This window comes from Nonomuraea marmarensis, from assembly GCF_043197025.1.
GTDB lineage: Bacteria > Actinomycetota > Actinomycetes > Streptosporangiales > Streptosporangiaceae > Nonomuraea > Nonomuraea marmarensis.
This window is the reverse complement of sequence record NZ_JBICRM010000059.1, coordinates 12,091-34,150: the sequence shown is the minus strand read 5'-3', so window position 1 is coordinate 34,150 and position 22,060 is coordinate 12,091. Positions and strand designations below refer to the sequence as shown.

The window sequence follows — 22,060 nt, the reverse complement described above, 5'->3', positions numbered from 1 at the left end:
GGCCTACCACTGCCAGCAGGCGGTCAATAACGGGACACTCAGTGTCACCGTCTCCTCCGGCCGGAGCCCCTTCATCTACCCCCACCGCCACACATGGCTCGTCGGGCTGGGGCGAAGCCCCATTAGTCGTTGTCAACGATGCGCGCACCCAGCGGAAGGAGGGAGACGGGGATCAGTTTGAGGTTCGCGATGCCCATCGGGATGCCGATGATGGAGACGAACAGCGGAATCGAGGTCACGACGTGCCCGATGGCCAGCCAGATGCCGGCGACCACGCACCAGATGACGTTGCCGAGCATCGAGAACACGCCCGCGTCCGGGTCGCGCACCACGGTCCTGCCGAACGGCCACAGCGCGTAGGCGGCGATTCTGAACGAGGCGATGCCGAACGGGATCGTGACGATCAGGATGCAGCAGATGATCCCGGCCAGCGCGTATCCCATGGCCAGCCAGATCCCCGCGAACACCAGCCAGATGACGTTCAGAATCGTGCGCATGCTCACAGCATGTCATCGAATGTGCGGTCCGCGTCATCCGGTAGGACCCTGACCTCACCCTGACTTGGGCGCCCGTCCCTTGCCCGGGGCTCCGGCGAACGCCTGCGCGATCTCCATCCAGGCCCGCGCGGGCTCGCCCGTCAGCTCCAGCGCGGTGTCGGACAGGTGGATGCGCTGGGTGACGACCAGGCAGAAGTCGAGTATCGGCCCGCGTACCACGCCGGCCGCCGCCGCTGGCCCCGCCGTCCAGACACGCCCGTCGGACATGGTCAGCTCCACGCGCACCGGCTCGGCGGGTGCGGGCAGACCGTGCGCGGCGAAGCTGTACGGCCTGGCCCTGAACCCGATCGTGGCCACGTGCCGCAGCCGGGAGGTCGGCTCCCTGGCGACGCCGAGCGCGTCGGCCACGTCCTGGCCGTGGGCCCATGTCTCCATCAGGCGCGCGGTGACGAAGGAGGCGGCCGACATCTCCGGCCCGAACCACGGCACCCGATCGCGGGCGTCGAGCGTGCCGAACACGTCGAGGCTGCGGGCGCGGGCCGTGCGGAACCACTCGTGGAGCTCGGCCGGGGGCATCCCGCGCGACTCCCGTACGAGATCGTCGACCGACGCGAAGTCCGCCAGCGAGGCGTTGTAGGCGCCGGGGTCGGTGGCCGCCAGGCTCGCGGCGTCGTCGAACCAGGCCAGATGGCTCACCTGGTCGCGGATCGCCCACCCCTCGGCGGGCGTGGCCAGCTCCCAGTCCTCCTCTCGCAGGGGCTGGAGCAGCGTTTCCAAGGAGGCGGTCTCGGCACGCAGGTCGTCCAGTAACTCGGCCATGAGGTCCACGCGCGCCAGCGTAACCCGAACAAGGTTCTGGGAGAATAATTGCAGGCGTGATCTGCGAGAGCTGCAAGGAGAAACGCCACGAGGACTGCCGCGGCGGCTCCTGGTGCGACTGCCAGCACCAGGTCGAGGAGGAGCCGCACGAGTCGGAGCTGGGCTGGCGCCGCCAGGGCTGATCAGGGGTCGCGGCAGAGCCGGGCAGTCCCACACTCTGGACCCCGTCTTGGACATCCCGGACGGCCGGAGTATCTTCGTTGTATGCCAGCGGATCCCATGCTCGTCGGTCGACGCCACGTCGATCTTCAGCGTGTCCGCAGTGCCATCTGTTGCGACGCCCGCTAACCAAGTTCTTTTCCTGCCGCTGAGCGCGTCGCACCTCCTCTCCACCCCTGTCCTCGATGATGAGGCAGGAGGAACGCTGCGCGCCCATGATCCGAAGGACGCGCAATGAGCACCCCTGCCAGCCGCACTCCTGCCAGCCGGCACCACAAGCGCCCGCGCGGCGAAGGCCAGTGGGCTCTCGGTTACCGTGAGCCGCTCAACAAGAACGAAGAGAACAAGAAGAACGACGACGGCCTCAACGTCCGCCAGCGCATCATCGACATCTACTCCAAGCGGGGCTTCGACTCCATCGACCCCGCCGACCTGCGTGGTCGCATGCGCTGGTACGGCCTTTACACCCAGCGCAAGCCCGGCATCGACGGCGGCAAGACGGCGATCCTGGAGCCGGAGGAGCTCGACGACCGCTACTTCATGTTGCGCGTGCGCATCGACGGCGGGCAGCTCGACCTGGCCCAGCTCCGTACGATCGCGGACATCTCCAACGACTACGGCCGCGGCACCGCCGACCTCACGGACCGCCAGAACATCCAGCTGCACTGGATCGAGATCGAGTCGGTGCCGGACATCTGGGAGCGCCTGGAGGCCGTGGGCCTGTCCACCACCGAGGCGTGCGGCGACACCCCGCGCGTGATCCTCGGCTGTCCGCTGGCCGGGATCGACTCCGACGAGGTGCTCGACGCGACGGAGCAGATCCATGAGATCCAGGAGCGGGTCCTCGGGAATCCGGCGTACTCCAACCTGCCGCGGAAGTTCAAGTCGGCGCTGAGCGGCTGCCCCGCGCACTGCACGGTGCACGAGATCAACGACATCGCGTTCGTCGGGGTGGTCAACGAGCGCGGCGAGACCGGCTACGACCTGTGGGTCGGCGGCGGTCTCTCGACGAACCCGATGCTGGGCAAGCGGCTGGGCGTGTTCGTACGGCGGGAGCGGGTGGCCGACGTCTACGAGGGCGTCGTCGGGATATTTCGGGATTACGGCTATCGGCGGCTGCGGCACCGGGCGCGGATCAAGTTCCTGGTCAACGACTGGGGGCCGGAGAAGTTCCGGGAGATCCTCGAGACCGAATACCTCAAGGCGCCACTGCCCGACGGGCCCGCGCCCGAGCAGCCGCGCGGCAGCCGCCGCGACCACGTCGGCGTCTTCCCGCAGAAGGACGGCAACTTCTACGTCGGCTTCGCGCCCAAGGTGGGCCGCCTGGACGGCGACAAGCTGCACGCGATCGCCGACATCGCCGAGCGGCACGGCTCCGGCCGGGTCCGCACGACGGTCGAGCAGAAGATGGTCGTCCTCGACGTCACGCCCGACCAGGTGGACTCGATCGTGGCCGAACTGGAGGCGAACGACCTGCAGGTCAGGCCGTCCACGTTCCGCCGCCAGACGATGGCATGCACCGGCATCGAATACTGCAAGCTGGCCATCGTCGAGACCAAGGCCACGGCGGCGCAGCTGATCGACGAGCTGGAGCAGCGGCTGCCGTCGTTCGACCAGCCGCTGACCATCAACGTCAACGGCTGCCCCAACTCCTGCGCCCGCATCCAGGTCGCCGACATCGGCCTGAAAGGCCAGCTCGTGGTGGACGAGAACGGCGACCAGGTCGAGGGCTTCCAGATCCACCTGGGCGGCTCGCTGGGCGTCAACCCGGGCTTCGGCCGGAAAGTACGCGGCCTGAAGACCACCGCCAAGGCGCTGCCCGACTACGTGGCGCGCGTCGTGACGAACTACGACACCCAGAAGAAGGAAGGCGAGTCGTTCTCCGACTGGGTGCAGCGAGCGGACGAGGCGGACCTGAAGTGACCACGCGAGCGGTTCCCTTCCACTGCCCGTACTGCGGCGATGAGGACCTCGAGCCCTACGAAGGGGACGGCGGCTGGTACTGCCGCGCCTGCGCCCGCGCTTTCAAGCTGAAATTCCTTGGCATCGGAGTGAAGATATGACGCTGGTAGACATCGAGGTCGGCCTGAGACAGCAACGCGGCACGCTCGACCTGCAGGACATCGTCGAGTCGGCCGCGACTTTCCTGGAGGGCGCCCCGGCCCGGGAGATCATCCGGTGGGCGGCGGCGACGTTCGGAGACCGGTTGTGCCTGACGTCCTCGATGAGCGACGCCCTGCTCATCGACCTGGTGAGCCGGGTCAAACCCGGCGTGGACGTGTTGTTCATCGACACCGGCTACCACTTCGCCGAGACGATCGGCACGCGGGACGCGGTGCGGCAGGTCTATGACGTCAACGTGATCGACATCAGGTCTTCGCGGACGGTCGAGGAGCAGGATCGCGACCTCGGCCCCCGCCTGTTCGGCCGCAACCCGGACCTGTGCTGCTACCTGCGCAAGGTGGAGCCGCTGAACCGGGCGCTGGAGCCGTACCTCGCGTGGATCTCCGGCATCCGCCGCGACGAGTCGCCCAGCCGGACGAACACCAAGGTCGTCGAGTGGGACGCCAAGCGGCAGATGGTCAAGGTCAACCCGATCGCGGCCTGGTCCCAGGACGACGTCGACAACTACATGGCCGACAACGGGGTGCTGATCAACCCGTTGCACTATGACAACTACCCCTCGATCGGCTGCGCGCCGTGCACGCGGCAGGTCGCGGAGGGAGAGGATCCGCGCAGCGGACGCTGGGCGGGCCTGGGGAAGGTCGAATGCGGCATTCACCTGTGATCCCCAGCAGGGGACCCGTTCCGTTGGCAGGCGGGACGGCCCCCGATCGCGTGCCACTGGTGGCGGTGGCGCACGGGTCGCGAGATCCGCGCGCCGCCGCCACCGTGGCCGCGCTGCTCGACCGGGTACGCCTGGCGCGCCCTGAGGTGCCCGTACGGGTGGCGTACCTGGACCACTGCACTCCGGCCCTGGGTCAGGCGCTGAACGGCCTGGAGGAGGCCGTGGTGCTGCCGCTGCTGCTGACGGAGGCGTACCACAGCCGGGTGGACCTGCCGGCGGCGCTCAACGAGGTCCGCGCGCGTCACCCGCGACTGCGCGTGCACTACGGCGCCACGCTGGGGCCGCACCCGCTGCTGCTGTCCGCCCTGGAGCGGCGGCTGGCGGAGGCGGGCGTGCGGGCGGGTGATCCGGACACGGCGGTGGTGCTGGTGTCGGCGGGTTCGAGCGACGCCAGGGCCAACGCGGTGATCGCGGGGCTGGCGCGGACGTGGCGGCGTTCTGGCTGGTGGACGGTGTCCGCCGGCTACGCCTCGGCCGCCGATCCGTCTCCCGCGGCGGCGGTCGCGGAGTTGCGGCGGGCGGGTGCGCCGAGGGTGGTCGTCGCGCCGTACCTGCTGGCTCCCGGTTACTTCGCCGACAAAGTACGGCGGAGCACGCTGGAGGCGGGCGCGGCGGTCGTGTCGGACGTGCTCGGGCCCGCGCCGGAGCTGGTGGACGTGCTCCTCGAACGCTACGAGTCGGCCCAGCGGCAGCCGGTGTCCCTGGTCGGCTGACCGGTCACGGGGGAGATCGCCGGGTCAGTAGCCGCGTCTGAGGCCGCGGCGCTCGTTCCTGTGCTCGTCGCGCAGCTGCCTGCGCAGCTCACGGCCCTCCAAGCGGACCTGCCTGCCCAGCTCCCGCCAGTCCTCGCCGTGCAGCTGCCGCCAGTGCTCCCGCCAGGCCGCGAACCCGCGCTGCAACGGCTGCGCCCGCGAGTCGCCGATCACCTTGACGTCGCCCATCACCGCGTACGCCTTCACCCGCACCACGGGGACGTTCATGCCGGGGGCCGCCTCCAGGACGTCCACCTTCTTGTCGCCCATGACGGCCACGCCGTCGAGGTCCACGTTCACCCCGTCGGGCACGATGATCTTCACGTCGCCCATCACGGAGACGGCCATGATGTCCACCGTGTTCGTGCGTACCTCGGCCTCGCGCAGGTCGAGCAGCACATCTCCCATCACGGCGACCGCGCCGAGCTCCTGGTCGATCTTCCAGGTGCCGCGCCGCTTGGAGTCGCCCATGATGCCCACGAACCACCTGCGCTTCCTGCCCTCGCGGACCGCCGGCGCGGGCGCGGGCGCGGGCATGGCGCCCGCGGGCAGGTCCTGGGTGAGCAGGGCCAGCTCGGAGTGCGTGGTCGCGGTGTAGGCGGCCTCGGTGCGGTCGGTCAGCTCGGCGAGTGTGAGCCTGCCCTCGACCGAGGCGATACGGAGCTGTTCGACGACGGCCTCGCGCTCGGCGTCCGACGCGCGGACCTCACCAGGATCAGTCATACTCGCAACATATCGCGTCTTGCCCGGCTTGCAGCTCCTCCTGCGGGAGGAAACCTGTCATGCGTCTTTGTCATGGTGTTTGAACCCGGGCGGGGCCAGGGCGCGTACCAGGCGATGACATGGCCCTAGCAAGGCCCGGGGCGCGGCCGGACCAGGCTAGGGTCCTGTCATGCATGAGGAACAGCTCTACCGCGCGGCGTTGAACGGCGAGTCCGAGACCGTGGGCAAGCTGCTCGCGAGTGGCGCCGACCCCAACAGGCTCAGTGAGGGCGAGGAAGAGGGGCTGCCGCTCTGCGCGGCCGCCGCCTGGGACCGCAGCGAAGTGGCGAGCGCGCTGCTGGCGGCGGGTGCCGACGTGAACGGCCGGGAGGCGGGCGGCTGGACGGCGCTGCTCTGGGCCGCGTCCAACGGCCACGCCGCCACCGCCAGGGTGCTGATCGAGGCGGGAGCCGAGGTCGACACGGCCAACGACGACGGCGACACCCCGCTCACGCTGGCCGCCAGGCGCGGCGCGCTCGGCGTGGTGCAGGTGCTGCTGGAGGCGGGCGCCGACCACGGGAAGTTCGACGGCGACGGCGACACGGCGCTCGACATCGCCGTCGCCTGGGTGGGCGTGCACCTGGAGAGCGCGCTCCTGGACCAGATCGAGCAGGACGGCTGGGAATACGTCGTGGCCCGCCAGTACGCCAAGGACGGCACCGAGCTGGTCACGGTGGCCGGGCGGTCGGCCGACGGCTCGGAGACGGAGCAGGTGCAGGCCCAGCGCGGCCACGCCGCCGTCGCGACGCTGCTGGAGGACGCGGCCGGCGTGTACACGCCGGTGGACCAGCTCGTGGCCCGGGCCGTGGCGCACCGCGACATCGACGAGGACGCCGAGACCTGGTGGATCGTCGCCGACGCGCTGGGCAAACGGGCGGACGAGGAGACGTACGACGCGCTGGCCAGGTTGTGCGTGAGCGAGGACGCCAGGGAGCGGGAGTTCGGGGTGGACGCGATCGCCCAGTTCGGGTTCGCGGACGGGGAGAAGCCCTACCTGGAGCGGACGCTGCCGCTGCTGCAGAAGATGGTCACCACGGAGGGCAACCCGCATGTCCTGCGGTCGGTCCTGGCCGCGCTCGGCCACCAGGGCGACCCTCGCGCGCTGCCGCACGTCCTCGACCTCATCGGCCGCCCCGGACACCAGCGCACGATGACGGACGCGATCGCGCTGGCCGACGTGCTGCCGCCGGACCACGAGGACGGGCTGGCGCTGCTGATCCACATGACGGAGGACGAGGACGCGGAGGTCCGCGACTGGGCCACGGCGGGGCTCGCCGGGCTGTCCGCCGACACGCCGCTGATCAGGGAGGCGCTGGCGGCCCGGCTCACGGACCCGGACCTGCGCACGGTGGCCGAGGCCACCCGCGGGCTCGCCGAACGGGGGGATGAGCGGGCTTCGCAGGGGGTGCAGCGGGTGCTGGCGGAGAGCGACGACGAGTACGCCAGAGACCTCGTCACGGAGCCGGGCGCGGAGTAGCGCCAAAGAGCGCGCTCTCAGGAGAGCTCCGGGGGATGTGCGCTCCCGGGGGCGCGCTTCGGAGGACGCCCTTCGTCGTGGCCGCCGCTCACGGGCCTGGGGTCAGTCGCCGTTGAGCACGCGGGTCACCCATTCCAGGGTCCCCGTGCCCAGGGCCTCCTCCGCGAGGCGCTTGCCCGTCGGGGTCGTGATCGCGGCCAGCGAGCTGTCGATCCACCCCTGGACGTTCTGGTGTCCCTGCTCGCGGTATTCGACGGCCTGGATGAGGCACTCCAGCTTGTCGGCGTCCCGCGCGCAGACGGCTTCGAGGCTGGCCTTCTCCTCGTACTCCCCCACCGCGTCGGCCAGCATGTCCGCCACCTCCGCGGGCACGCCCCGCACCTGGTCGGCGGTGACCTCCTCGTTGGAGGGCGGCTTGAGGTAGCGCTTGCCGATGTACGGGATGTCGGTGATGCGGGTTTCCTGGGTGTCGTGGAAGAGGCTCATGAACGCGGCCCGCTCCGGGTCGCCGCCCTCGAGCTTGGCGATCATGCTGGCGATCACGGCCGCGCGGAACGAGTGCTCGGCGATGCTTTCGGGATCGCGTACGCCCGCGACCAGCCACCCGGTTCGCTTGTAGCGCTTGAGCAGCCCGAACTCGTACAGCAAGCCCGCCAGCCCCGTCTCCTCGTCCGCCATCAGGCCCCCCTCTCGTCCATGCGCCGAGCCTAGACGACGGATAGGCGGAATTCGTCGCGGCGGGCCTGGACGGCGGGTCAAATTGTCCGCGAGCATACGCTGTGACGGCCTGGACGGTCAGTCGAGGCGCACGCGGAGCAGGCAGAACTCGTTGCCTTCCGGGTCGATGAGCACGTGCCAGCTCTCCCTGCCGGACTGGCCGATGTTCGCGAACCGCGCTCCCGCCGCGAGAATCCGATGCAGCTCGGACTGCTGGTCGCGGTCGGTGGCGTTGAGGTCGAAGTGCAGGCGCAGCTTGCCGGTCTTGGGCTCCTCGCTCCGGTTGAACACGAGCGTCGGCTGCAGGCCGCCGAACCCCACCTGCGGACCGATCTCGATCCCGTCCTCCTCCCGGGCGAGCACCACGAAACCCAGCACCTCGCACCAGAATCGGGCGAGCAGTTCGGGGTCACGGCAGTCCAGCACGAGCTCACTGATACGGCATGCCATGAGATCCTCTTACCCGAGCTCCGCCCGGCCATGAATGACGCCGGCACCGACCCGCCCAAACAACCCGTCAAATCGCGGGTCGCCGGTCAATCGTCGATCGCCGCGTACGCCGCCGTCCAGAAGTCCTGGAACAACCGCGGCGCCTCCGGCGAGTCGAACTCGCGCTGGGTCAGCAGCACGCCCACCAGGCCCTCGGCCGAGCCGCCCGCGACAGCCCCCCACCATTCCGCCCATCGCCCAGAACGTTCACCGAAGCTCCTCGTGTCCGACGTTCACAGGGACAGACCGTCAGGGCACGCGGAACTCATCGGTACGGCGGGCTGGAGAGCTAAGGACCAGAGAGGGCGGGGGCCGTGGTCAGGACGTCTCTGGCGAAAGCCTGGTCGCCTGCCACGTCGGCCGGGAAGTCCGACGGGTCTCCCCTGCCCCCCAGCAAGAAGCAGAACTCGACCACGTCCGCCGTGATGTGGGCGTCCGGGGTGCCGGGGGTCGTCTCTTCCACTCCCAGCGGGAGCGTCCAGTCGCCTCCGCCCGCGCCCGTCAGGGTGAGGTGGAGGGTACGGCCGGTGCCGTCCAGACCCGACAGGAGCATGGTCCAGGGCAGGAGGCGGGCGCAGAGGTCCGCCGTCGGGCCGATGTGGTCGGGGATCGGGTTGGGGAGGCGGAGCTGGGCTGACTGGGCGGCGTCGGCCGTGTGGACCCAGGTTTCCAGGCCCCTTGCCAGGATGTGGTCGCGTACCACCACTTCCAGGCCGTCCAGGGTGGCCAGTGTGGTGGGGTCCAGGTCCGCCAGGTGGCGGCACAGAGCGTCCGCCTGGGCTCGCCAGTCCCTTCTCGTCTGCTCGGGGCTGCGGGCGCGTTCGTAGTCCTGTACGTCGTTCGTACGGCCGAGCGCGTCGACCGCCCCCATGGGCGGGCCCAGCACCGGGGCGCCCACCGAAGCGGCCAGGAGGCCGTCCTTGGCGGCCAGGTGGGCCACCAGTTCCTGGAGTGTCCAGCCCTCGACGATGACGCGCGACCAGTCGTCATCCGCCGCCGAGGCCAGGAGCGCGTCCATGGCGGCGACCCTGCCCGCGTACGGCTCCGCCCAGACGGCCGTGGCAGCCGCGGGCCTGCGCCGCGCCCTGGCCCCGGCCAGGAGCTGGGGACGCAACGAGTGGGCCGGCACCGCCGGGTCCTCCATCATCGCGTCCAGGTAGAGACGCTCGACGGGGTCCATCACACCTCTTCCTCCGCCAGCGCGTCCGCCAGGCGCCGTAACGCCAGCCGGATGCGCGATTTGGCCGTGCCCTCGGGCACGCCCAGTTCCTCGCCGACCTGCCGATAGGTTCTGCCACCGAAGTAGGCCAGCTCCACCGCTTCCCGAAGGCCGTCGGGCAGCGACGTCACCGCCTGACGCACGCGCTCGGCCTCGTCGGCGGCCAGCACCGTGTCCTCCAGTCTGACAGGTTCGCGCTCGAACAGCCTGGGCCCCAGCGCGGACACACGCCGTCTTTCCTCGGCGCGCACGTGGTCGACCGCGCGGCGGTGCGCGATCGTGGCCAGCCAGGCGCGTAACGTGCCGCGATCCGGGTCGTAGGCGAGCGGCCGTTCCCAGAAGACCAGGAACACCTCCTGCGTGATGTCCTCGGCGATCACCCGGTCCCTGGTGACCCGCAGGGAAAGACCGAAGATCAGCGAGGAGAGCCGATCGTAGACCTCGCCCAGCGCGGACTCATCGCCGCCGACCACTCGCTGGTGCAGCAGGCGGTCGTCGTACGGTGCCTCCACTGGCACCACACTCCCGTGTAATCCGGACCAAGGCAGCGGGTACGCCGCGACCCGAGCATGTCACTATTCGCCGGAATTGTAGACCCGGATGACCGCCAGGCCGGACTTTGTCGGCCCGCGATAAGGTCGGAGCACCACGACTGAGGGAGCACAACACCATGGCCACCACTCGCACCGCCACCACCCAGTGGAAGGGCGCCCTGCTCGACGGCTCGGGCACCGTCACGCTCGACACCTCGGGCGTCGGCACGTTCGAGGTCTCCTGGGCGTCCAGGGCCGAGGCGGCGAACGGCAAGACGTCGCCGGAGGAGCTGATCGCGGCCGCCCACTCGTCCTGCTTCTCGATGGCGCTCTCGCACGGGCTGGCCGGTGCCGGCACGCCGCCGGAGTCGCTGCAGACCAGCGCCGACGTGACGTTCCAGCCGGGTGAGGGCATCACGGGCATCGTGCTCACCGTGAAGGGGCAGGTTCCCGGCATCTCCGCCGAGCAGTTCCAGGAGGCGGCGGAGACGGCCAAGGCCAACTGCCCGGTCAGCAAGGCGCTGGCGGGCACCACGATCACTCTCAACGCCGAGCTGCTCTGACCTGCCCGCTCTGCGCCGTCATGCTCGCCCGCCCGTCGGCGCCGCGCTGACCCGCCCCCCCGGCACGATGGCGGGCGGCGTGGGGCGCGACCGGGCGTCGTGGCTGGGCCGGTGGTGCGGGAGCCCCTGGTACGGAGGGCGATCGGGTTATTGGGAGACCAAGAGCGCTTACTCATGCGACAATTGGGCCACATGCGCGAGGTCTGGCCGGGCGAGCCCTATCCACTCGGCGGCACCTGGGATGGCGTTGGCACCAGCTTTTCGGTGTTCTCCGAGGTCGCCGAGCGGATCGAGTTGTGCCTTTTTCACGATGACGGCTCCGAGGAGCGGGTCGATCTGCCCGAGGTCGATGGGTTCGTCTGGCATGGCTACCTGCCGGGGATCCAGCCGGGGCAACGTTACGGCTACCGCGTGCACGGGCCGTACGACCCGTCGCAAGGCCACCGCTGCAACCCGGCCAAGCTGCTGCTCGACCCCTACACCAAGGCCATCGACGGTGACCTGACGTGGAACCAGGCGTTGTTCCCCTACTACTTCACCGACCCCACCAGGCGCAACACCGAGGACAGCGCGCCCTACATGCCGAAGAACGTGGTGGTCAACCCGTTCTTCGAGTGGGGCAACGACCGGCTGCCGCGCACGCCGTACCACGAGACCGTGATCTACGAGGCCCACGTGCGCGGGCTCACCATGCGGCACCCCGACGTGCCGCCCGACCTGCGAGGCACGTACGCGGGGGTGGGGCATCCGGCGATCATCGATCACCTGCTGTCGCTGGGGGTGACGGCGGTGGAGCTGATGCCGGTGCACCACTACACGCCCGAGCACTTCCTGGTGGCGCGCGGGCTGACGAACTACTGGGGCTACAACACCATGGCCTACCTGGCGCCCCACGGCCGCTACTCCAGCGCGGGGACGCGGGGGCAGCAGGTGCTGGAGTTCAAGGCCATGGTGCGGGCGCTGCACGAGGCGGGCATCGAGGTCATTCTCGACGTGGTCTACAACCACACGGCCGAGGGCGACCACATGGGGCCCACGCTGGGGTTCAGGGGGATCGACAACGCGGCCTACTACCGGCTGCACGACGGTGATCGGCGCTACTACCTCGACTACACCGGGTGCGGCAACTCGCTCAACGTACGGTCGCCGCACGCGTTGCAGCTGATCATGGACTCGCTGCGGTACTGGGTGCTGGAAATGCACGTGGACGGGTTCCGGTTCGATCTGGCTTCGGCGCTGGCCAGGGAGTTGCACGACGTCGACCGGCTGAGCGCGTTCTTCGACCTGATCCAGCAGGATCCGGTGATCTCACAGGTCAAGCTGATCGCCGAGCCGTGGGATGTGGGTCCGGGCGGGTATCAAGTCGGGAATTTCCCGCCTTTGTGGACGGAGTGGAACGGCAAATATCGGGACATAGTGCGAGATTTCTGGAGGGGTACGCACTCCGCCCTCCCCGAGTTCGCCTCCCGCCTGACCGGCTCCGCCGACCTGTACGAGTCCTCCGGCCGCCGCCCGGTAGCCTCGATCAACTTCGTCACCTGCCACGACGGGTTCACCCTCACCGACCTGGTCTCGTACGACCACAAGCACAACGAAGACAACGGCGAGGACAACCGCGACGGCACCAACGACAACCGCTCCTGGAACTGCGGCGCGGAGGGCCCGGTCGAGGACCCCGGGATCGTCACACTCCGCCGCCGCCAGCGCCGCAACTTCCTGGCCACCCTGTTCCTGTCGCAGGGCGTGCCCATGTTGTCCCACGGCGACGAGCTCGGCCGCACCCAGCGGGGCAACAACAACGCCTACTGCCAGGACAACGAGCTGGCCTGGGTGGACTGGTCGCTGCTGCACACGGAGCCGGAGCTGCTGGAGTTCGTCCGCGCGCTGTCCAAGCTGCGCCGCGAGCACCCGGTCTTCCAGCGCCGCCGCTTCTTCCACGGCCGTCACCCCGACAACGGCGCCCGCGACCTGGTCTGGCTCACCCCCGGCGGCGCGGAGATGACGGCGGGCGACTGGCACGTCAGCTACGCCAAGTCGCTCATGGTCTTCCTGAACGGCGAGGCGATCACGGAGCCGGGACCCCGCGGCGAGCAAATCGTGGACGACTCCTTCCTGCTGCTGATCAACGCGCATCACGAGAACATGCCGTTCACGCTGCCCGGCGAGGAGTTCGGCACGGGGTGGCTGCCAGTGCTCGACACCAACGACGACACGATGGAGGACGCGTTCGCCGATGAGCGCTGGCAGGCCGGTGACGTGGTCGCCGTCACGGCGCGCTCACTCCAGGTCCTCCGCCGGCCCCGCCCGGCCAAGGCTTCCTGACCTCAGAAGACGAGGGCGGCGCTGGCCGTGAGGAACACCAGCGTGAACGTCGCCACCCCGGCCAGCCCGTGCAGCGCCACCGCCAGCACGGGGAAGCCCCGCCCGGCCTTCTCGTGCCGCCCCGCCCCGAGCCACCGCGTGAACATCGCGAATCCCAGCAGCGCCGCCACCGCCAGCCCCCCGAACGCCACCCACGCCAGCACCCGGCTCCCCGTGACCAGCCCGGCCACCCAGCACACCAGCGCCGACACGGCAAGCGTCGGATGGGAGAAGATCAACGCCGCCGGGAACCGGGTGACCTTGGCCCGGCGCAGCCCACCTCCCGACAACCAGTGGTAGAGCAGGTAGACCCCGGCAAGCGCGGCGATCGTCCATGTCACAGCGGTGACCAGACCCACTGGACCTCCCTGCCAGTCCCCATCCCTCTCGTCACGGTAAGCAGAGAATCGCTCGTACGTCCTGAGATACGCAAAAGCGCTAAAACCCCCTGCGGCCGAATGTCGGTACGGTGTGCCAAGGTAGAGGAGTGCGGCGCATCTATCCCGACATAACGGACAACCCAGACATCGCGCAGGCGTACGCCTACCCCAAGGGCCGTCCCTGGTTGCGGCTCAACATGGTCGCCAGCGCCGACGGCGCCGCCTGGCTGAAGGGCCGCTCGGGCGGGCTGTCGAGCAGCGGCGACAAGCGGATCTTCCAGGTCCTGCGCGGGCTGGCCGACGTGGTCGTCGCGGGCGCCGCGACCGTGCGCAAGGAGGGGTACGGCCCGGTCAAGCCGCGCGAATCGTGGGCGGAGATCCGCGAGGGCAGGCCCGAGGTGCCGCCGATCGCGGTCATCACCCGCAGTCTCGGCTTCGACCTCGGCGACGAGCTGTTCACCGAGGCCACCAGCAGGACGATCGTGATCACCTGCGAGTCGGCGCCCCACGAGCGGCGCAAGGAGGCGGCCCGGCACTGCGACCTGATCGTGGCCGGGGACGAGGCCGTCGACATGCGGCGGGCCGTGGCGGAGCTGCATGCGCGCGGGCTGACCTGGATCCTGTGCGAGGGCGGCCCCCGGGTCAACGCCCAGCTCGCGGCGCACGACCTGGTCGACGAGTTGTGCCTGGCGACCAGCCCGATGCTGGTCGGGGGCGGCGCGGCGCGCATACTGAACGGCGAGCCCGCGCAGGTCACCATGGATCTCAGCCAGGTGCTGGAGGAGGAGGGGGTCCTCTTCTCCAGATACACGAGGGAGCAGAGCCAATGACCACCGAGCCCGTCGAAGAGCCGGTTCCCAACCTTCCCGTGCGACCGCCGGTGCCGCCGATGCTGGCCAAGCCGGTCAAGGCCATGCCCAAGCAGAACGGCTCGCTGTTCTACGAGCCGAAGTGGGACGGCTTCCGCTGCATCGTGTTCCGCGACGGCGAGGAGGTCTATCTGGGCAGCCGCAACGAGCGGCCGTTCACCCGCTACTTCCCCGAGCTGGTCGAGGCGGTCAGAGCCGAGCTGCCGGACAAGTGCGTGGTGGACGGCGAGATCGTGTTGCCCATGGGGTCGCAGCTCGACTTCGACGCGTTGCAGCAGCGCATCCATCCCGCCGCGTCGCGGGTGAAGATGTTGTCGGAGCGGACTCCGGCGCAGTTCGTCGCGTTCGACCTGCTGGCGCTGGGGGACGAGTCACTGATGGAGGCGCCGTTCGCGGAGCGGCGGGCGCGGCTCGAAGGGATCTTCCCGGGGAAGGGCGCGTCCATCCGGCTGACCCCGGTCACGACCAGCGACGAGCAGGCGGCCGAGTGGTTCGAGACGTTCGAGGGCGCGGGGCTCGACGGCATCATCGTCAAGCCGGGCGACCAGCCCTACGTGCCCGACAAGCGCACGATGTTCAAGGTCAAGCACGAGCGGACCGCCGACGTCGTCGTCTGCGGCTACCGGGAGCACAAGTCGGGGCCTGTCGTGGGCTCGCTGTTGCTCGGCCTCTACGGTGACGACGGCAGGCTGCATCACGTGGGGGTGGCGGCGTCGTTTCCGATGGCGCGCAGGGCCGAGCTGGTCGAGGAGATCAGGCCGTACATCGCCGAGCTGAGCGAGCATCCCTGGGGTCACTGGGCCGAGCAGGCGGCGGCCAACATCGGGCAACCGTCCGCCGGGCCCGCGACGGGCGGGCAGCGGGTGCCGGGCGCGGTGTCGCGGTGGAACGCCACGAAGGACCTGTCGTTCATCCCGCTCAGGCCCGAGCTGGTGATCGAGGTGGCCTACGACCAGATGGAGGGCGACCGGTTCCGGCACACCGCGCAGTGGCGGCGGTGGCGGCCCGACAGGACGCCCGAGTCGTGCACATATGAGCAGTTGGAGCGTCCGGTTAGTTACAACCTCGACGACATCCTTGCCCGGTAACCGAAAAACCCGTTATATCTCGACATATGAGTACAGGGGATGAGTTAAAGGCAGCCGTGTCCGCGCGCCGCGATCTCGGGCCGGAGTTCGAGGACGCCGTCGTGGAGTCGTTCCTCGACAAGATGGGCCAGGAGGTCGATCGGCGGGTTGACGAGCGCCTCGCGCAGGTGGCTCCGAAGGCCAAGCAGGTGGCCGGCAATCAGCGGGCGGCCGACGCGATGCGGCTCGCCCTGGCGATCGTCTCGCTCTGCCTCGGCACGATCGCCACGGTCCTGCTCGTCCTGGTAGGAGCCGACAGCGCGGGCTATCTGATTATGGTCTGGATCGGCATCATCGCCGTCAACGCGGCGTACAACGGGAGCCGGGGCAAGGGTTAGACCAGCCAGATGAGGCCCGCGAACCGGCCGCCCGGCTGCTCGCGGCGGTGCGAATAGAGCTCCTCGGACTCGATCGTGCAGCGCGCGTCATGCTGTACGTCGCTCAGCCCCGCCGCCCGGAGCTGGGCCTCGATCCCGGCCCGCAGGTCGAGCGCGGGCGTCTCCCAGGACGTCGTCGACCGCGTCTCGGGGACCCGGGAGGCCACCTGCTCGCGCATTTCGGCGGGCACCTCGTAGCAGCGGCCGCAGGCGCCGGGCCCGACGAGCGCGACCATCCGTCCCGGCTCAGCGCCCTTGGCGGCCATGGCCTCCACCAGGGCGGTGGCGATGCCGGCCGCGGTGCCGGGACGGCCGGAGTGGGCGGCGCCGACCAGGCGGGCCACCGGGTCGGCCACCAGCACCGCAGGGCAGTCGGCCCCGAGCGAGGCCAGCGCCAGTCCCGGCTCCGTGGTGAACACCCCGTCCAGCCGCGGCGGGTCGTCGCCGAACGGCTCGCTGACGTAGGCGACGTCGGCACTGTGGACCTGGCGCATGAACACCACGGCCCGGACCCCCAGCTCGGCGGCCAGCCCTTCCCGGTTGGCCCGCACGGCCGCGGGGTCGTCGCCCACCATGCCGCCGAGGTTGCGCGAGGCATACGGCCCCGCGCTGACCCCGCCGTGCCGATCGGTGATGGCTACGCGCACTCCAGGGGCCAGTTCCATACCTCGATCTTAGAGCCCGGGCCGGGTAGAGGGGGTGCCCCGGCCCGGGAGCCATGGGACCTCGAAAACGGCGGGCCGGGAGTCAGTGGCCCTGCCAGTCGACCCTCTCCTTGGCCAGGAAGGCGGGGACGGCGGCGTGGAAGTCGTCGCTGCCGAAGACCGTGGCCACGATGTCGTCGCCGTCCGGCAGGTTCGCCACGCGCAGCCGCCTGACGGCCTCCTTGGCGGCCCACATCGACAGCGGGGCGTGGGCCAGGAGCCGCTCCTCCACCTGCGCCCGGCGTTCGGGAAGCTCTTCGGGCGAGCAGAGCTCGGCCACGAATCCGGCCGCGTGGGCCTCCTCGCCCGTGTACATGCGGGCCCTGAGCAGCATGTCCAGGGTCCGGGCGGGGCCGAGGTGGTGGACCAGGAGGGAGTAGGTGTTCATGGACAGGCAGTTGCCGAGCGTCCTGGCGATCGGGGCCCCGAACCTGGCCCCGGGTACGGCGAGCCGCAGGTCGCAGGCGGCGGCCACGACCAGGCCACCGCCCACGCAGTAGCCCTCGACGACGGCCACGGTGGGCACCTTGACGCGTTCGAGGCGGTCGATGATGCGCTGGACCTTACGCTCGTACGCGATGCCGTCGTCGCCGTCGGTGAAGGTGGAGAACTGGGATATGTCGGTACCGGCCACGAATGCCCGGCCGCCCGCTCCCGACAACACCAGGAGCTTGATCGCGGGGTCGGCGTCGGCCCGTTCGCAGGCGTCGTACAGGCCGTCCCACATGGCCCAGGTCAGCGCGTTGTGCTGGCCGGGCCGGTTGAACACGACCCGCAACACGGGCCCGTCGGCGGTGACGAGAAGCTCACTCACACGGTCTCCTTCTCACGACGAGGGATCAGCTTGACCAGCGAGGGCCCGGCCAGCAGCAGGGCGGCCAGTACGAGCACCACCAGCGCGATCGGCCGGGTGAAGATGATCGTCAGGTCGCCGTCGCCCATCGCGGACGTCTGCACGAGCGCCTTCTCGAACAGTGCCCCGATCACCAGCCCCAGCACCAGCGGCGCCATCGGCAGATCAAACTTCTTCATGAAATATCCGATCAAACCGAACACGAACACGATCCACACGCTGAACATGTTGTTGTCGATCGAATAGGCGCCCACGAAGCTGGTGACCAGGATCAGCGGATACATGTACCCGTACGGGATCCGCAACAGCTGCGCGAACAGCGGCGCCAGCGGCAGGTTCAGCACGAGCAGCAGCACGTTCCCGATGAAGAACGAGGCCAGCAGCCCCCACACCAGCTCCGGCTGCTCGTCGAAGAGCAGCGGCCCCGGCTGGATCCCGTACATCATGAACGCCCCGAGCAGCACGGCCGTCGTCGCGCCGCCGGGGATGCCCAGCGCCAGGGTGGGGACGAAGTTCGCGTTCGCGGCGGCGTTGTTGGCGCTCTCCGGCGAGGCGACGCCCTCGATCGCGCCCTGCCCGAACTCGTGCTTGTGGCGCGAGACCCGCTTCTCCACCCCGTACGCGAGGAAGGAGGCCAGCGTGGATCCGGCGCCCGGCAGGCAGCCGAGCAGGTAGCCGATCACGCTGCCCCGGGCGATCGCCCCCTTGGAGCGGGACAGCTCCTCTTTGGTGATCATCAGGTCCCGGAAGCGGGCCGTGATGGGCTCGGCCGCGCCCTGCCTGATCTGGAAGAGCACCTCCCCCACCGCGAACAACCCGATCATCACCTGCACGAACGGCAGCCCGGACAGCAGGTCCACGTCCCCGAACGTGTAGCGCGGCAGCCCGGTGGCCGCGTCCACGCCGACGGTGGCGAGCAGGATGCCCAGCACGGCCATGGCCAGGCCGCGCAGCCGCGCCCCGCTGGAGAAGCTGGCGATGGTGGTGAGTCCGAGGATCATGACGGCCAGGTTCTCGGGAGGGCCGAAGTCGAGCGCCAGCTTGGCGAACGGCGGCGCCATCGCCATCAGCAGGATCAGCGACACGATGGCCGCCACGAACGAGCCGATGGCCGCGATCGACAGCGCCGCTCCGGCCCGGCCCTTGCGGGCCATCTGGTAGCCGTCGATCGCGGTCACCACGCTGGCCGCCTCGCCGGGCGTGGAGATCAGCACGGAGGTGATCGTGCCGCCGTACTGGGCGCCGTAGTAGATCCCGGCGAGCATGATGAGCGCGGTCAGCGGCTCGAACGACAACGTCAGCGGCAGCAGCACGGCCACGCCGGTCGTCGAGCCCAGGCCCGGCAGCAGGCCGATCACGGTGCCGGCGAGCACGCCGATGAAGCACCAGAGCAGGTTCGCGGGCGTGAGCGCCGCCCCGAAACCCATGATCAGGTTGTCCAGCATCACCCGTCACCTCCGACGCCCAGCAGCCCGCCGGGCAGCGGCACGGCCAGGAACAGCACGAACACCGCGTAGATCACCAGCGTCGCGGCGACCGCCACGCCGGCGGCCGGCACGATCCGCTGCTTCTCCACGAACGCGGACACGGCGAACACCAGCAGCCCGAACGCCACCAGGAACCCGGTCAGCGGCACCAGCAGCAGCGCGACGAACAACATGGCGAACACGGTCCACAACGTCCTGATGCGCGCGGGGTCGGTGTCCTCGTCAGGTGCGGTACGGCGTACCGACTGCAGGAGGCACGCGGCCGACAGCACCGCCAGGACCGCCCCGCTGACCAGCGGCAGGAACCCCGGCCCGACCTGCCCGCCCTCCTTGGTGATGCCGTAGCCGAGGGAGGCGGCGGCCATCGCGACGGACAAGCAGACGAGCAACGCCCAGACGGCGGACTCGCCGCGGAGCAAGAGCCTCATGACGGCTTCTTCAGCACCGGCGCGAGGGCCGTGTCGAGTTGTTCGAGGTACTTGCCGAAGTCGTCGCCGTACAGCTCGGCCTGCTGCAGGTAGTTGTCCTTGAGCCACTTCTGGAACTCGGCGGTCTTGGTGACGCCCTTGGCCGCCTGCTCCCAGTACGCCCGCTCGCGCCCGTCCAGCCCGCCCGGCGCGAGGAAGCCCCTGAACTGGACGTACGAGACGTCGATCTGCTGTTCCTTGGCCGTGGGGAGATCGGCGAACTCGGGATAGGTGTAACGCTTGTCCGTGGTGACGCACAGGCCCCTGAGGGCTCCGGACTTGAACTGGCCGATCACCTCACCAGGGTTGAGCAGCGCGACCTGGATCTGGCCGCCGAGCACCGCGGGCACGAGCTCCCCGCCCGACTCGAACGGCACCCGCTGGAACTTGACCCCGGTCTTCTGCTCGATCATCGTGAAGATCACGTTGTCCACGCCGAACGCCCCCGACATGCCCACGCTGACCCGCCCGCTCCTGGCGGCGTTGATCACGTCGGTGCAGGTCTTGAACGGCGAGTCCTTCTTGACCACGAGGATGCCGCCGTCCTCGGCCAGTTTGGCGACGGGCGTGAAGTCCTTGCGGGTGAACGACACCTGGCCGCTGAGCGGCAGGGACAGGATGGCGTTCTCGGTGGCGAGCAGGTAGTTGCCGTTGCCCTTCTTGCCGAGCAGCGCCGAATAGCCGACGGCGCCCGAGCCGCCCTCGCGGTTCTCGACGGTGACCTTCAGTCCCGGCTGGGCCTTCTCCAGCGCGGTGGCGATGGCGCGGCCCGCCAGGTCGCTGCCGCCGCCCGCGGCGAACGGCACGATCATGCGCACGTCGCCGCGCGGCTTCCAGTCGCCCGCGGTGTTGGCGGTCGCACCGCAGGCGGTGGCCAGGAGGATGGCGAGCAGTGCGGCCGCCCTCATGACTCCAGCTCCTTGAGCTTGGCGGCGAACTTGTCCAGGTTGATGATGAAGCGTTCGTGAGAGCCCTCGCCGACCTTCCCGTTGGCGTCCTCAGCGATCACGGCGAACGCGACGCGACGCCGGTCCACCTCGGTCACCGTGGCGGTCGCGGTCACCTTGCCGCCCTTGAGCGTGGGCGCGACGTGCGCGATCTCCACCTTGCTGCCGACGCTGCCCTCGCCATCGGCCAGGTGGGCGGCCAGCGCCTCGATCGCGGCGTCCTCGATCAGGTGGACCAGGTTGGGGGTGGAGAAGATGTCGTGGTCGCCGCGGCGGGTGCAGTGCCGCTCCGCCACGACCCAGGTGAGGCTGGCGCTCACACCCGGGCTCAGCTGGTCGCTCATGGGCTCTCCAAGGGGGTGGGGGATTGGGCCGCCGCGCCTTCGGCGAGCAGCCGGTCGATCTCCTGCTCGGTCAGGCCGCACTCGCGCAGCACCTCGACGGTGTCCGCGCCGAGCAGCGGTCCCGCGGGGCCGCGTCTCGTCGGCGTGTCCGAGAAGCGCATGGCCGAGCCGAGCTGGCGTACGGGGCCCATCTCGGGATGCTCGGCATCCCAGAAGAACCGCCGCTGGTCAAGGTGGTCGTCGTTGAACACCTGTGAATAGTCGGAAATGGGGGCACACGGCACGCCGTGCTCGTCGAGCGCGGCCACGACCTCGGCCGTGGTGCGCAGGCTGGTGACCTGCTCGATGGCGGGGATCAGCTCGTCCCGGAGGCCGTGCCGGTCGTGGGCGTCGGCGTACCGGGCGTCCTCGTACAGGCCGGGCAGGCCGAGTGCGGCGCAGAAGCCCTGCCAGGTCTTGGGGGTGACCGCGCCGACCGTGCACCAGCCGTCGGAGGTGCGGATGGCCTGGTACGGGGCGGTGCTCTGGTGCGCCGAGCCGAGCGGCCCGCTGACCTCGCCGGTGGCGAAATACTTGCCCGCCTCCCAGATGGCGAACGACACGGCCGACTCCAGCAGGGACACGTCCACGTGCTGGCCCTGGCCGGTCAGCGTGCGGGCCTGCAGCGCCGAGACCGCGCCGAGCGCACCGTAGAGGCCGCACACCAGGTCCGCGATCGGCACGCCCACCTTGACCGGGTCGCCGCCCGGCATGCCGGTGACGCTCATCAGGCCGCCTCTGGCCTGGGCCATGATGTCCAGGCCGGGCAGGTTCGCGAGGGGGCCGTCCTGGCCCCAGCCGGAGGCGGAGACGTACACGAGCCTGGGGTTGAGGTCTTTGAGGTCGTCGAAGCCGAGGCCGAGTTTGCGCATGGCGCCGGGGCGCAGGTTCTCCACCAGGACGTCGGCGCCCGCGATCAGGCGGCGGAAGGCCGCCGCGCCGGGCGCCGACTTCAGGTCCAGGGCGATCGAGCGCTTGTTCCGGTTGATCCTGGCGAACGGGGAGCTGTGTCCGGCCGTGAACGGGCCGATGGCGCGGACCTGGTCGCCTCCGGCCGGGTTCTCGACCTTGATGACGCTGGCGCCCAGGTCGGCGAGCTGCATGGTCGCGAAGGGGGCGGCCATGAAGGCGCCGACCTCGATGACATGGATTCCAGTCAGTGGACCAGGTGATAGGGCCATATGTTACGAAAACCTCACTTCAGACCAGG

At 69.9% G+C, this 22,060-nt stretch carries 26 protein-coding genes; 11 read left to right on the top strand and 15 right to left on the bottom strand.

Going from position 1 to position 22,060, the window contains the following annotated elements; genetic code table 11:
• Window positions 1-122 precede the first annotated feature (122 nt).
• Both ACFLIM_RS47790 and ACFLIM_RS47785 read right to left on the bottom strand, forming a co-directional pair.
• Window positions 123-497: a YccF domain-containing protein gene (locus ACFLIM_RS47790; RefSeq protein WP_393177131.1), complete on the bottom strand. Its 375-nt coding sequence runs from the start codon at window positions 495-497 to the stop codon at window positions 123-125.
• A 54-nt stretch (window positions 498-551) separates the two neighbouring features.
• The gene (locus ACFLIM_RS47785; RefSeq protein WP_393177133.1) at window positions 552-1,316 is read right to left on the bottom strand and encodes a TIGR03084 family metal-binding protein; all 765 of its coding nucleotides are present in this window, start codon (window positions 1,314-1,316) and stop codon (window positions 552-554) included.
• A gap of 56 nt (window positions 1,317-1,372) precedes the next feature.
• Between ACFLIM_RS47785 and ACFLIM_RS47780 the strand changes: the two genes are divergently transcribed.
• The 5 genes from ACFLIM_RS47780 (at window position 1,373) to ACFLIM_RS47760 (ending at window position 5,096) form a co-directional block, all read left to right on the top strand.
• A complete protein-coding gene (locus ACFLIM_RS47780) occupies window positions 1,373-1,498 on the top strand; it encodes a hypothetical protein (RefSeq protein ID WP_393177129.1) in 126 nt (41 codons plus the stop codon).
• 82 nt (window positions 1,499-1,580) lie between these two features.
• The gene (locus ACFLIM_RS47775) at window positions 1,581-1,664 is read left to right on the top strand and encodes a putative leader peptide (RefSeq protein ID WP_311132608.1); all 84 of its coding nucleotides are present in this window, start codon (window positions 1,581-1,583) and stop codon (window positions 1,662-1,664) included.
• A 105-nt stretch (window positions 1,665-1,769) separates the two neighbouring features.
• Window positions 1,770-3,458 (top strand): nitrite/sulfite reductase, encoded by a 1,689-nt coding sequence (locus ACFLIM_RS47770; protein ID WP_393177127.1) that lies wholly within the window; start codon window positions 1,770-1,772, stop codon window positions 3,456-3,458.
• 136 nt (window positions 3,459-3,594) lie between these two features.
• The gene (locus tag ACFLIM_RS47765; RefSeq protein ID WP_393177125.1) at window positions 3,595-4,323 is read left to right on the top strand and encodes a phosphoadenylyl-sulfate reductase; all 729 of its coding nucleotides are present in this window, start codon (window positions 3,595-3,597) and stop codon (window positions 4,321-4,323) included.
• A 59-nt stretch (window positions 4,324-4,382) separates the two neighbouring features.
• The gene (locus ACFLIM_RS47760; protein ID WP_393177123.1) at window positions 4,383-5,096 is read left to right on the top strand and encodes a sirohydrochlorin chelatase; all 714 of its coding nucleotides are present in this window, start codon (window positions 4,383-4,385) and stop codon (window positions 5,094-5,096) included.
• Window positions 5,097-5,120: 24 nt separating this feature from the next.
• On the opposite strand, the gene ACFLIM_RS47755 is transcribed toward ACFLIM_RS47760, so the two are convergent.
• Window positions 5,121-5,858, bottom strand: a complete 738-nt coding sequence (locus tag ACFLIM_RS47755; RefSeq protein ID WP_393177121.1) for a DUF1707 SHOCT-like domain-containing protein — start codon at window positions 5,856-5,858, stop codon at window positions 5,121-5,123.
• A 169-nt stretch (window positions 5,859-6,027) separates the two neighbouring features.
• Between ACFLIM_RS47755 and ACFLIM_RS47750 the strand changes: the two genes are divergently transcribed.
• Window positions 6,028-7,374: an ankyrin repeat domain-containing protein gene (locus tag ACFLIM_RS47750; protein WP_393177119.1), complete on the top strand. Its 1,347-nt coding sequence runs from the start codon at window positions 6,028-6,030 to the stop codon at window positions 7,372-7,374.
• Between the two features lie 102 nt (window positions 7,375-7,476).
• Here the strand turns inward: ACFLIM_RS47750 and ACFLIM_RS47745 are convergent, their stop codons facing one another.
• The 4 genes from ACFLIM_RS47745 to ACFLIM_RS47730 form a co-directional block, all read right to left on the bottom strand.
• Window positions 7,477-8,052 (bottom strand): HD domain-containing protein, encoded by a 576-nt coding sequence (locus tag ACFLIM_RS47745; protein ID WP_393177117.1) that lies wholly within the window; start codon window positions 8,050-8,052, stop codon window positions 7,477-7,479.
• A 117-nt stretch (window positions 8,053-8,169) separates the two neighbouring features.
• On the bottom strand, window positions 8,170-8,541 hold the full coding sequence (locus ACFLIM_RS47740) for a VOC family protein (RefSeq protein ID WP_393177115.1): 372 nt from the start codon (window positions 8,539-8,541) through the stop codon (window positions 8,170-8,172).
• 328 nt (window positions 8,542-8,869) lie between these two features.
• Window positions 8,870-9,760 carry a maleylpyruvate isomerase family mycothiol-dependent enzyme gene (locus ACFLIM_RS47735; RefSeq protein WP_393177113.1) on the bottom strand — a complete coding sequence of 297 codons (891 nt, stop codon included), beginning with the start codon at window positions 9,758-9,760 and terminating at the stop codon, window positions 8,870-8,872.
• Window positions 9,760-10,317, bottom strand: coding sequence for a sigma-70 family RNA polymerase sigma factor (locus ACFLIM_RS47730; protein WP_393177111.1), 558 nt, complete (start codon window positions 10,315-10,317; stop codon window positions 9,760-9,762). The genes ACFLIM_RS47735 and ACFLIM_RS47730 overlap by 1 nt, the downstream gene beginning before the upstream one ends.
• Window positions 10,318-10,469: 152 nt before the next feature.
• Here ACFLIM_RS47730 and ACFLIM_RS47725 point away from each other — a divergent pair, with 152 nt between their 5' ends.
• The gene (locus ACFLIM_RS47725) at window positions 10,470-10,895 is read left to right on the top strand and encodes an OsmC family protein (RefSeq protein ID WP_393177109.1); all 426 of its coding nucleotides are present in this window, start codon (window positions 10,470-10,472) and stop codon (window positions 10,893-10,895) included.
• 192 nt (window positions 10,896-11,087) lie between these two features.
• Complete coding sequence (gene glgX, locus ACFLIM_RS47720) at window positions 11,088-13,217, top strand: glycogen debranching protein GlgX (protein ID WP_393177107.1); 2,130 nt, start codon at window positions 11,088-11,090, stop codon at window positions 13,215-13,217.
• Between the two features lie 2 nt (window positions 13,218-13,219).
• Here the strand turns inward: glgX and ACFLIM_RS47715 are convergent, their stop codons facing one another.
• Window positions 13,220-13,615: a hypothetical protein gene (locus ACFLIM_RS47715; RefSeq protein ID WP_393177105.1), complete on the bottom strand. Its 396-nt coding sequence runs from the start codon at window positions 13,613-13,615 to the stop codon at window positions 13,220-13,222.
• 128 nt (window positions 13,616-13,743) lie between these two features.
• Between ACFLIM_RS47715 and ACFLIM_RS47710 the strand changes: the two genes are divergently transcribed.
• From ACFLIM_RS47710 to ACFLIM_RS47700, 3 genes are read left to right on the top strand one after another with little or no spacing between them, the layout of a single operon-like run.
• Window positions 13,744-14,466 (top strand): pyrimidine reductase family protein, encoded by a 723-nt coding sequence (locus tag ACFLIM_RS47710; protein ID WP_393177103.1) that lies wholly within the window; start codon window positions 13,744-13,746, stop codon window positions 14,464-14,466.
• On the top strand, window positions 14,463-15,593 hold the full coding sequence (locus tag ACFLIM_RS47705) for an ATP-dependent DNA ligase (protein WP_393177101.1): 1,131 nt from the start codon (window positions 14,463-14,465) through the stop codon (window positions 15,591-15,593). The genes ACFLIM_RS47710 and ACFLIM_RS47705 overlap by 4 nt, the downstream gene beginning before the upstream one ends.
• Window positions 15,594-15,619: 26 nt before the next feature.
• Window positions 15,620-15,970 (top strand): hypothetical protein, encoded by a 351-nt coding sequence (locus ACFLIM_RS47700; RefSeq protein ID WP_393177099.1) that lies wholly within the window; start codon window positions 15,620-15,622, stop codon window positions 15,968-15,970.
• On the opposite strand, the gene pgeF is transcribed toward ACFLIM_RS47700, so the two are convergent.
• From pgeF to ACFLIM_RS47665, 7 genes are all read right to left on the bottom strand, one after another.
• The gene (pgeF, locus tag ACFLIM_RS47695) at window positions 15,967-16,674 is read right to left on the bottom strand and encodes a peptidoglycan editing factor PgeF (protein WP_393177097.1); all 708 of its coding nucleotides are present in this window, start codon (window positions 16,672-16,674) and stop codon (window positions 15,967-15,969) included. The two genes, ACFLIM_RS47700 and pgeF, sit on opposite strands and share 4 nt — an antisense overlap.
• Window positions 16,675-16,756: 82 nt before the next feature.
• Entirely contained in the window at window positions 16,757-17,527 is a 771-nt protein-coding gene (locus ACFLIM_RS47690; RefSeq protein ID WP_393177095.1) for an enoyl-CoA hydratase/isomerase family protein, read from the bottom strand.
• Entirely contained in the window at window positions 17,524-19,011 is a 1,488-nt protein-coding gene (locus ACFLIM_RS47685; protein ID WP_393177093.1) for a tripartite tricarboxylate transporter permease, read from the bottom strand. The genes ACFLIM_RS47690 and ACFLIM_RS47685 overlap by 4 nt, the downstream gene beginning before the upstream one ends.
• The gene (locus ACFLIM_RS47680; RefSeq protein WP_393177091.1) at window positions 19,011-19,481 is read right to left on the bottom strand and encodes a tripartite tricarboxylate transporter TctB family protein; all 471 of its coding nucleotides are present in this window, start codon (window positions 19,479-19,481) and stop codon (window positions 19,011-19,013) included. The genes ACFLIM_RS47685 and ACFLIM_RS47680 overlap by 1 nt, the downstream gene beginning before the upstream one ends.
• A complete protein-coding gene (locus ACFLIM_RS47675) occupies window positions 19,478-20,428 on the bottom strand; it encodes a tripartite tricarboxylate transporter substrate binding protein (protein ID WP_393177089.1) in 951 nt (316 codons plus the stop codon). Before ACFLIM_RS47675 ends, ACFLIM_RS47680 begins: the two co-directional genes overlap by 4 nt.
• The gene (locus ACFLIM_RS47670; protein WP_393177087.1) at window positions 20,425-20,811 is read right to left on the bottom strand and encodes a thioesterase family protein; all 387 of its coding nucleotides are present in this window, start codon (window positions 20,809-20,811) and stop codon (window positions 20,425-20,427) included. The genes ACFLIM_RS47675 and ACFLIM_RS47670 overlap by 4 nt, the downstream gene beginning before the upstream one ends.
• Entirely contained in the window at window positions 20,808-22,031 is a 1,224-nt protein-coding gene (locus tag ACFLIM_RS47665) for a CaiB/BaiF CoA transferase family protein (RefSeq protein WP_393177085.1), read from the bottom strand. The genes ACFLIM_RS47670 and ACFLIM_RS47665 overlap by 4 nt, the downstream gene beginning before the upstream one ends.
• Window positions 22,032-22,060 lie beyond the last annotated feature (29 nt).

Bases quoted from the DNA above. Each gene is read 5' to 3' on its own strand.
- ACFLIM_RS47790 (WP_393177131.1), bottom strand. From the start codon at position 497: ATGCGCACGATTCTGAACGTCATCTGGCTGGTGTTCGCGGGGATCTGG.
- ACFLIM_RS47785 (WP_393177133.1), bottom strand. From the start codon at position 1,316: ATGGCCGAGTTACTGGACGACCTGCGTGCCGAGACCGCCTCCTTGGAA.
- ACFLIM_RS47775 (WP_311132608.1), top strand. From the start codon at position 1,581: ATGCCAGCGGATCCCATGCTCGTCGGTCGACGCCACGTCGATCTTCAG.
- ACFLIM_RS47770 (WP_393177127.1), top strand. From the start codon at position 1,770: ATGAGCACCCCTGCCAGCCGCACTCCTGCCAGCCGGCACCACAAGCGC.
- ACFLIM_RS47765 (WP_393177125.1), top strand. From the start codon at position 3,595: ATGACGCTGGTAGACATCGAGGTCGGCCTGAGACAGCAACGCGGCACG.
- ACFLIM_RS47755 (WP_393177121.1), bottom strand. From the start codon at position 5,858: ATGACTGATCCTGGTGAGGTCCGCGCGTCGGACGCCGAGCGCGAGGCC.
- ACFLIM_RS47750 (WP_393177119.1), top strand. From the start codon at position 6,028: ATGCATGAGGAACAGCTCTACCGCGCGGCGTTGAACGGCGAGTCCGAG.
- ACFLIM_RS47745 (WP_393177117.1), bottom strand. From the start codon at position 8,052: ATGGCGGACGAGGAGACGGGGCTGGCGGGCTTGCTGTACGAGTTCGGG.
- ACFLIM_RS47740 (WP_393177115.1), bottom strand. From the start codon at position 8,541: ATGGCATGCCGTATCAGTGAGCTCGTGCTGGACTGCCGTGACCCCGAA.
- ACFLIM_RS47735 (WP_393177113.1), bottom strand. From the start codon at position 9,760: ATGGACCCCGTCGAGCGTCTCTACCTGGACGCGATGATGGAGGACCCG.
- ACFLIM_RS47725 (WP_393177109.1), top strand. From the start codon at position 10,470: ATGGCCACCACTCGCACCGCCACCACCCAGTGGAAGGGCGCCCTGCTC.
- glgX (WP_393177107.1), top strand. From the start codon at position 11,088: ATGCGCGAGGTCTGGCCGGGCGAGCCCTATCCACTCGGCGGCACCTGG.
- ACFLIM_RS47705 (WP_393177101.1), top strand. From the start codon at position 14,463: ATGACCACCGAGCCCGTCGAAGAGCCGGTTCCCAACCTTCCCGTGCGA.
- ACFLIM_RS47700 (WP_393177099.1), top strand. From the start codon at position 15,620: ATGAGTACAGGGGATGAGTTAAAGGCAGCCGTGTCCGCGCGCCGCGAT.
- pgeF (WP_393177097.1), bottom strand. From the start codon at position 16,674: ATGGAACTGGCCCCTGGAGTGCGCGTAGCCATCACCGATCGGCACGGC.
- ACFLIM_RS47685 (WP_393177093.1), bottom strand. From the start codon at position 19,011: ATGCTGGACAACCTGATCATGGGTTTCGGGGCGGCGCTCACGCCCGCG.
- ACFLIM_RS47680 (WP_393177091.1), bottom strand. From the start codon at position 19,481: ATGAGGCTCTTGCTCCGCGGCGAGTCCGCCGTCTGGGCGTTGCTCGTC.
- ACFLIM_RS47675 (WP_393177089.1), bottom strand. From the start codon at position 20,428: ATGAGGGCGGCCGCACTGCTCGCCATCCTCCTGGCCACCGCCTGCGGT.
- ACFLIM_RS47670 (WP_393177087.1), bottom strand. From the start codon at position 20,811: ATGAGCGACCAGCTGAGCCCGGGTGTGAGCGCCAGCCTCACCTGGGTC.
- ACFLIM_RS47665 (WP_393177085.1), bottom strand. From the start codon at position 22,031: ATGGCCCTATCACCTGGTCCACTGACTGGAATCCATGTCATCGAGGTC.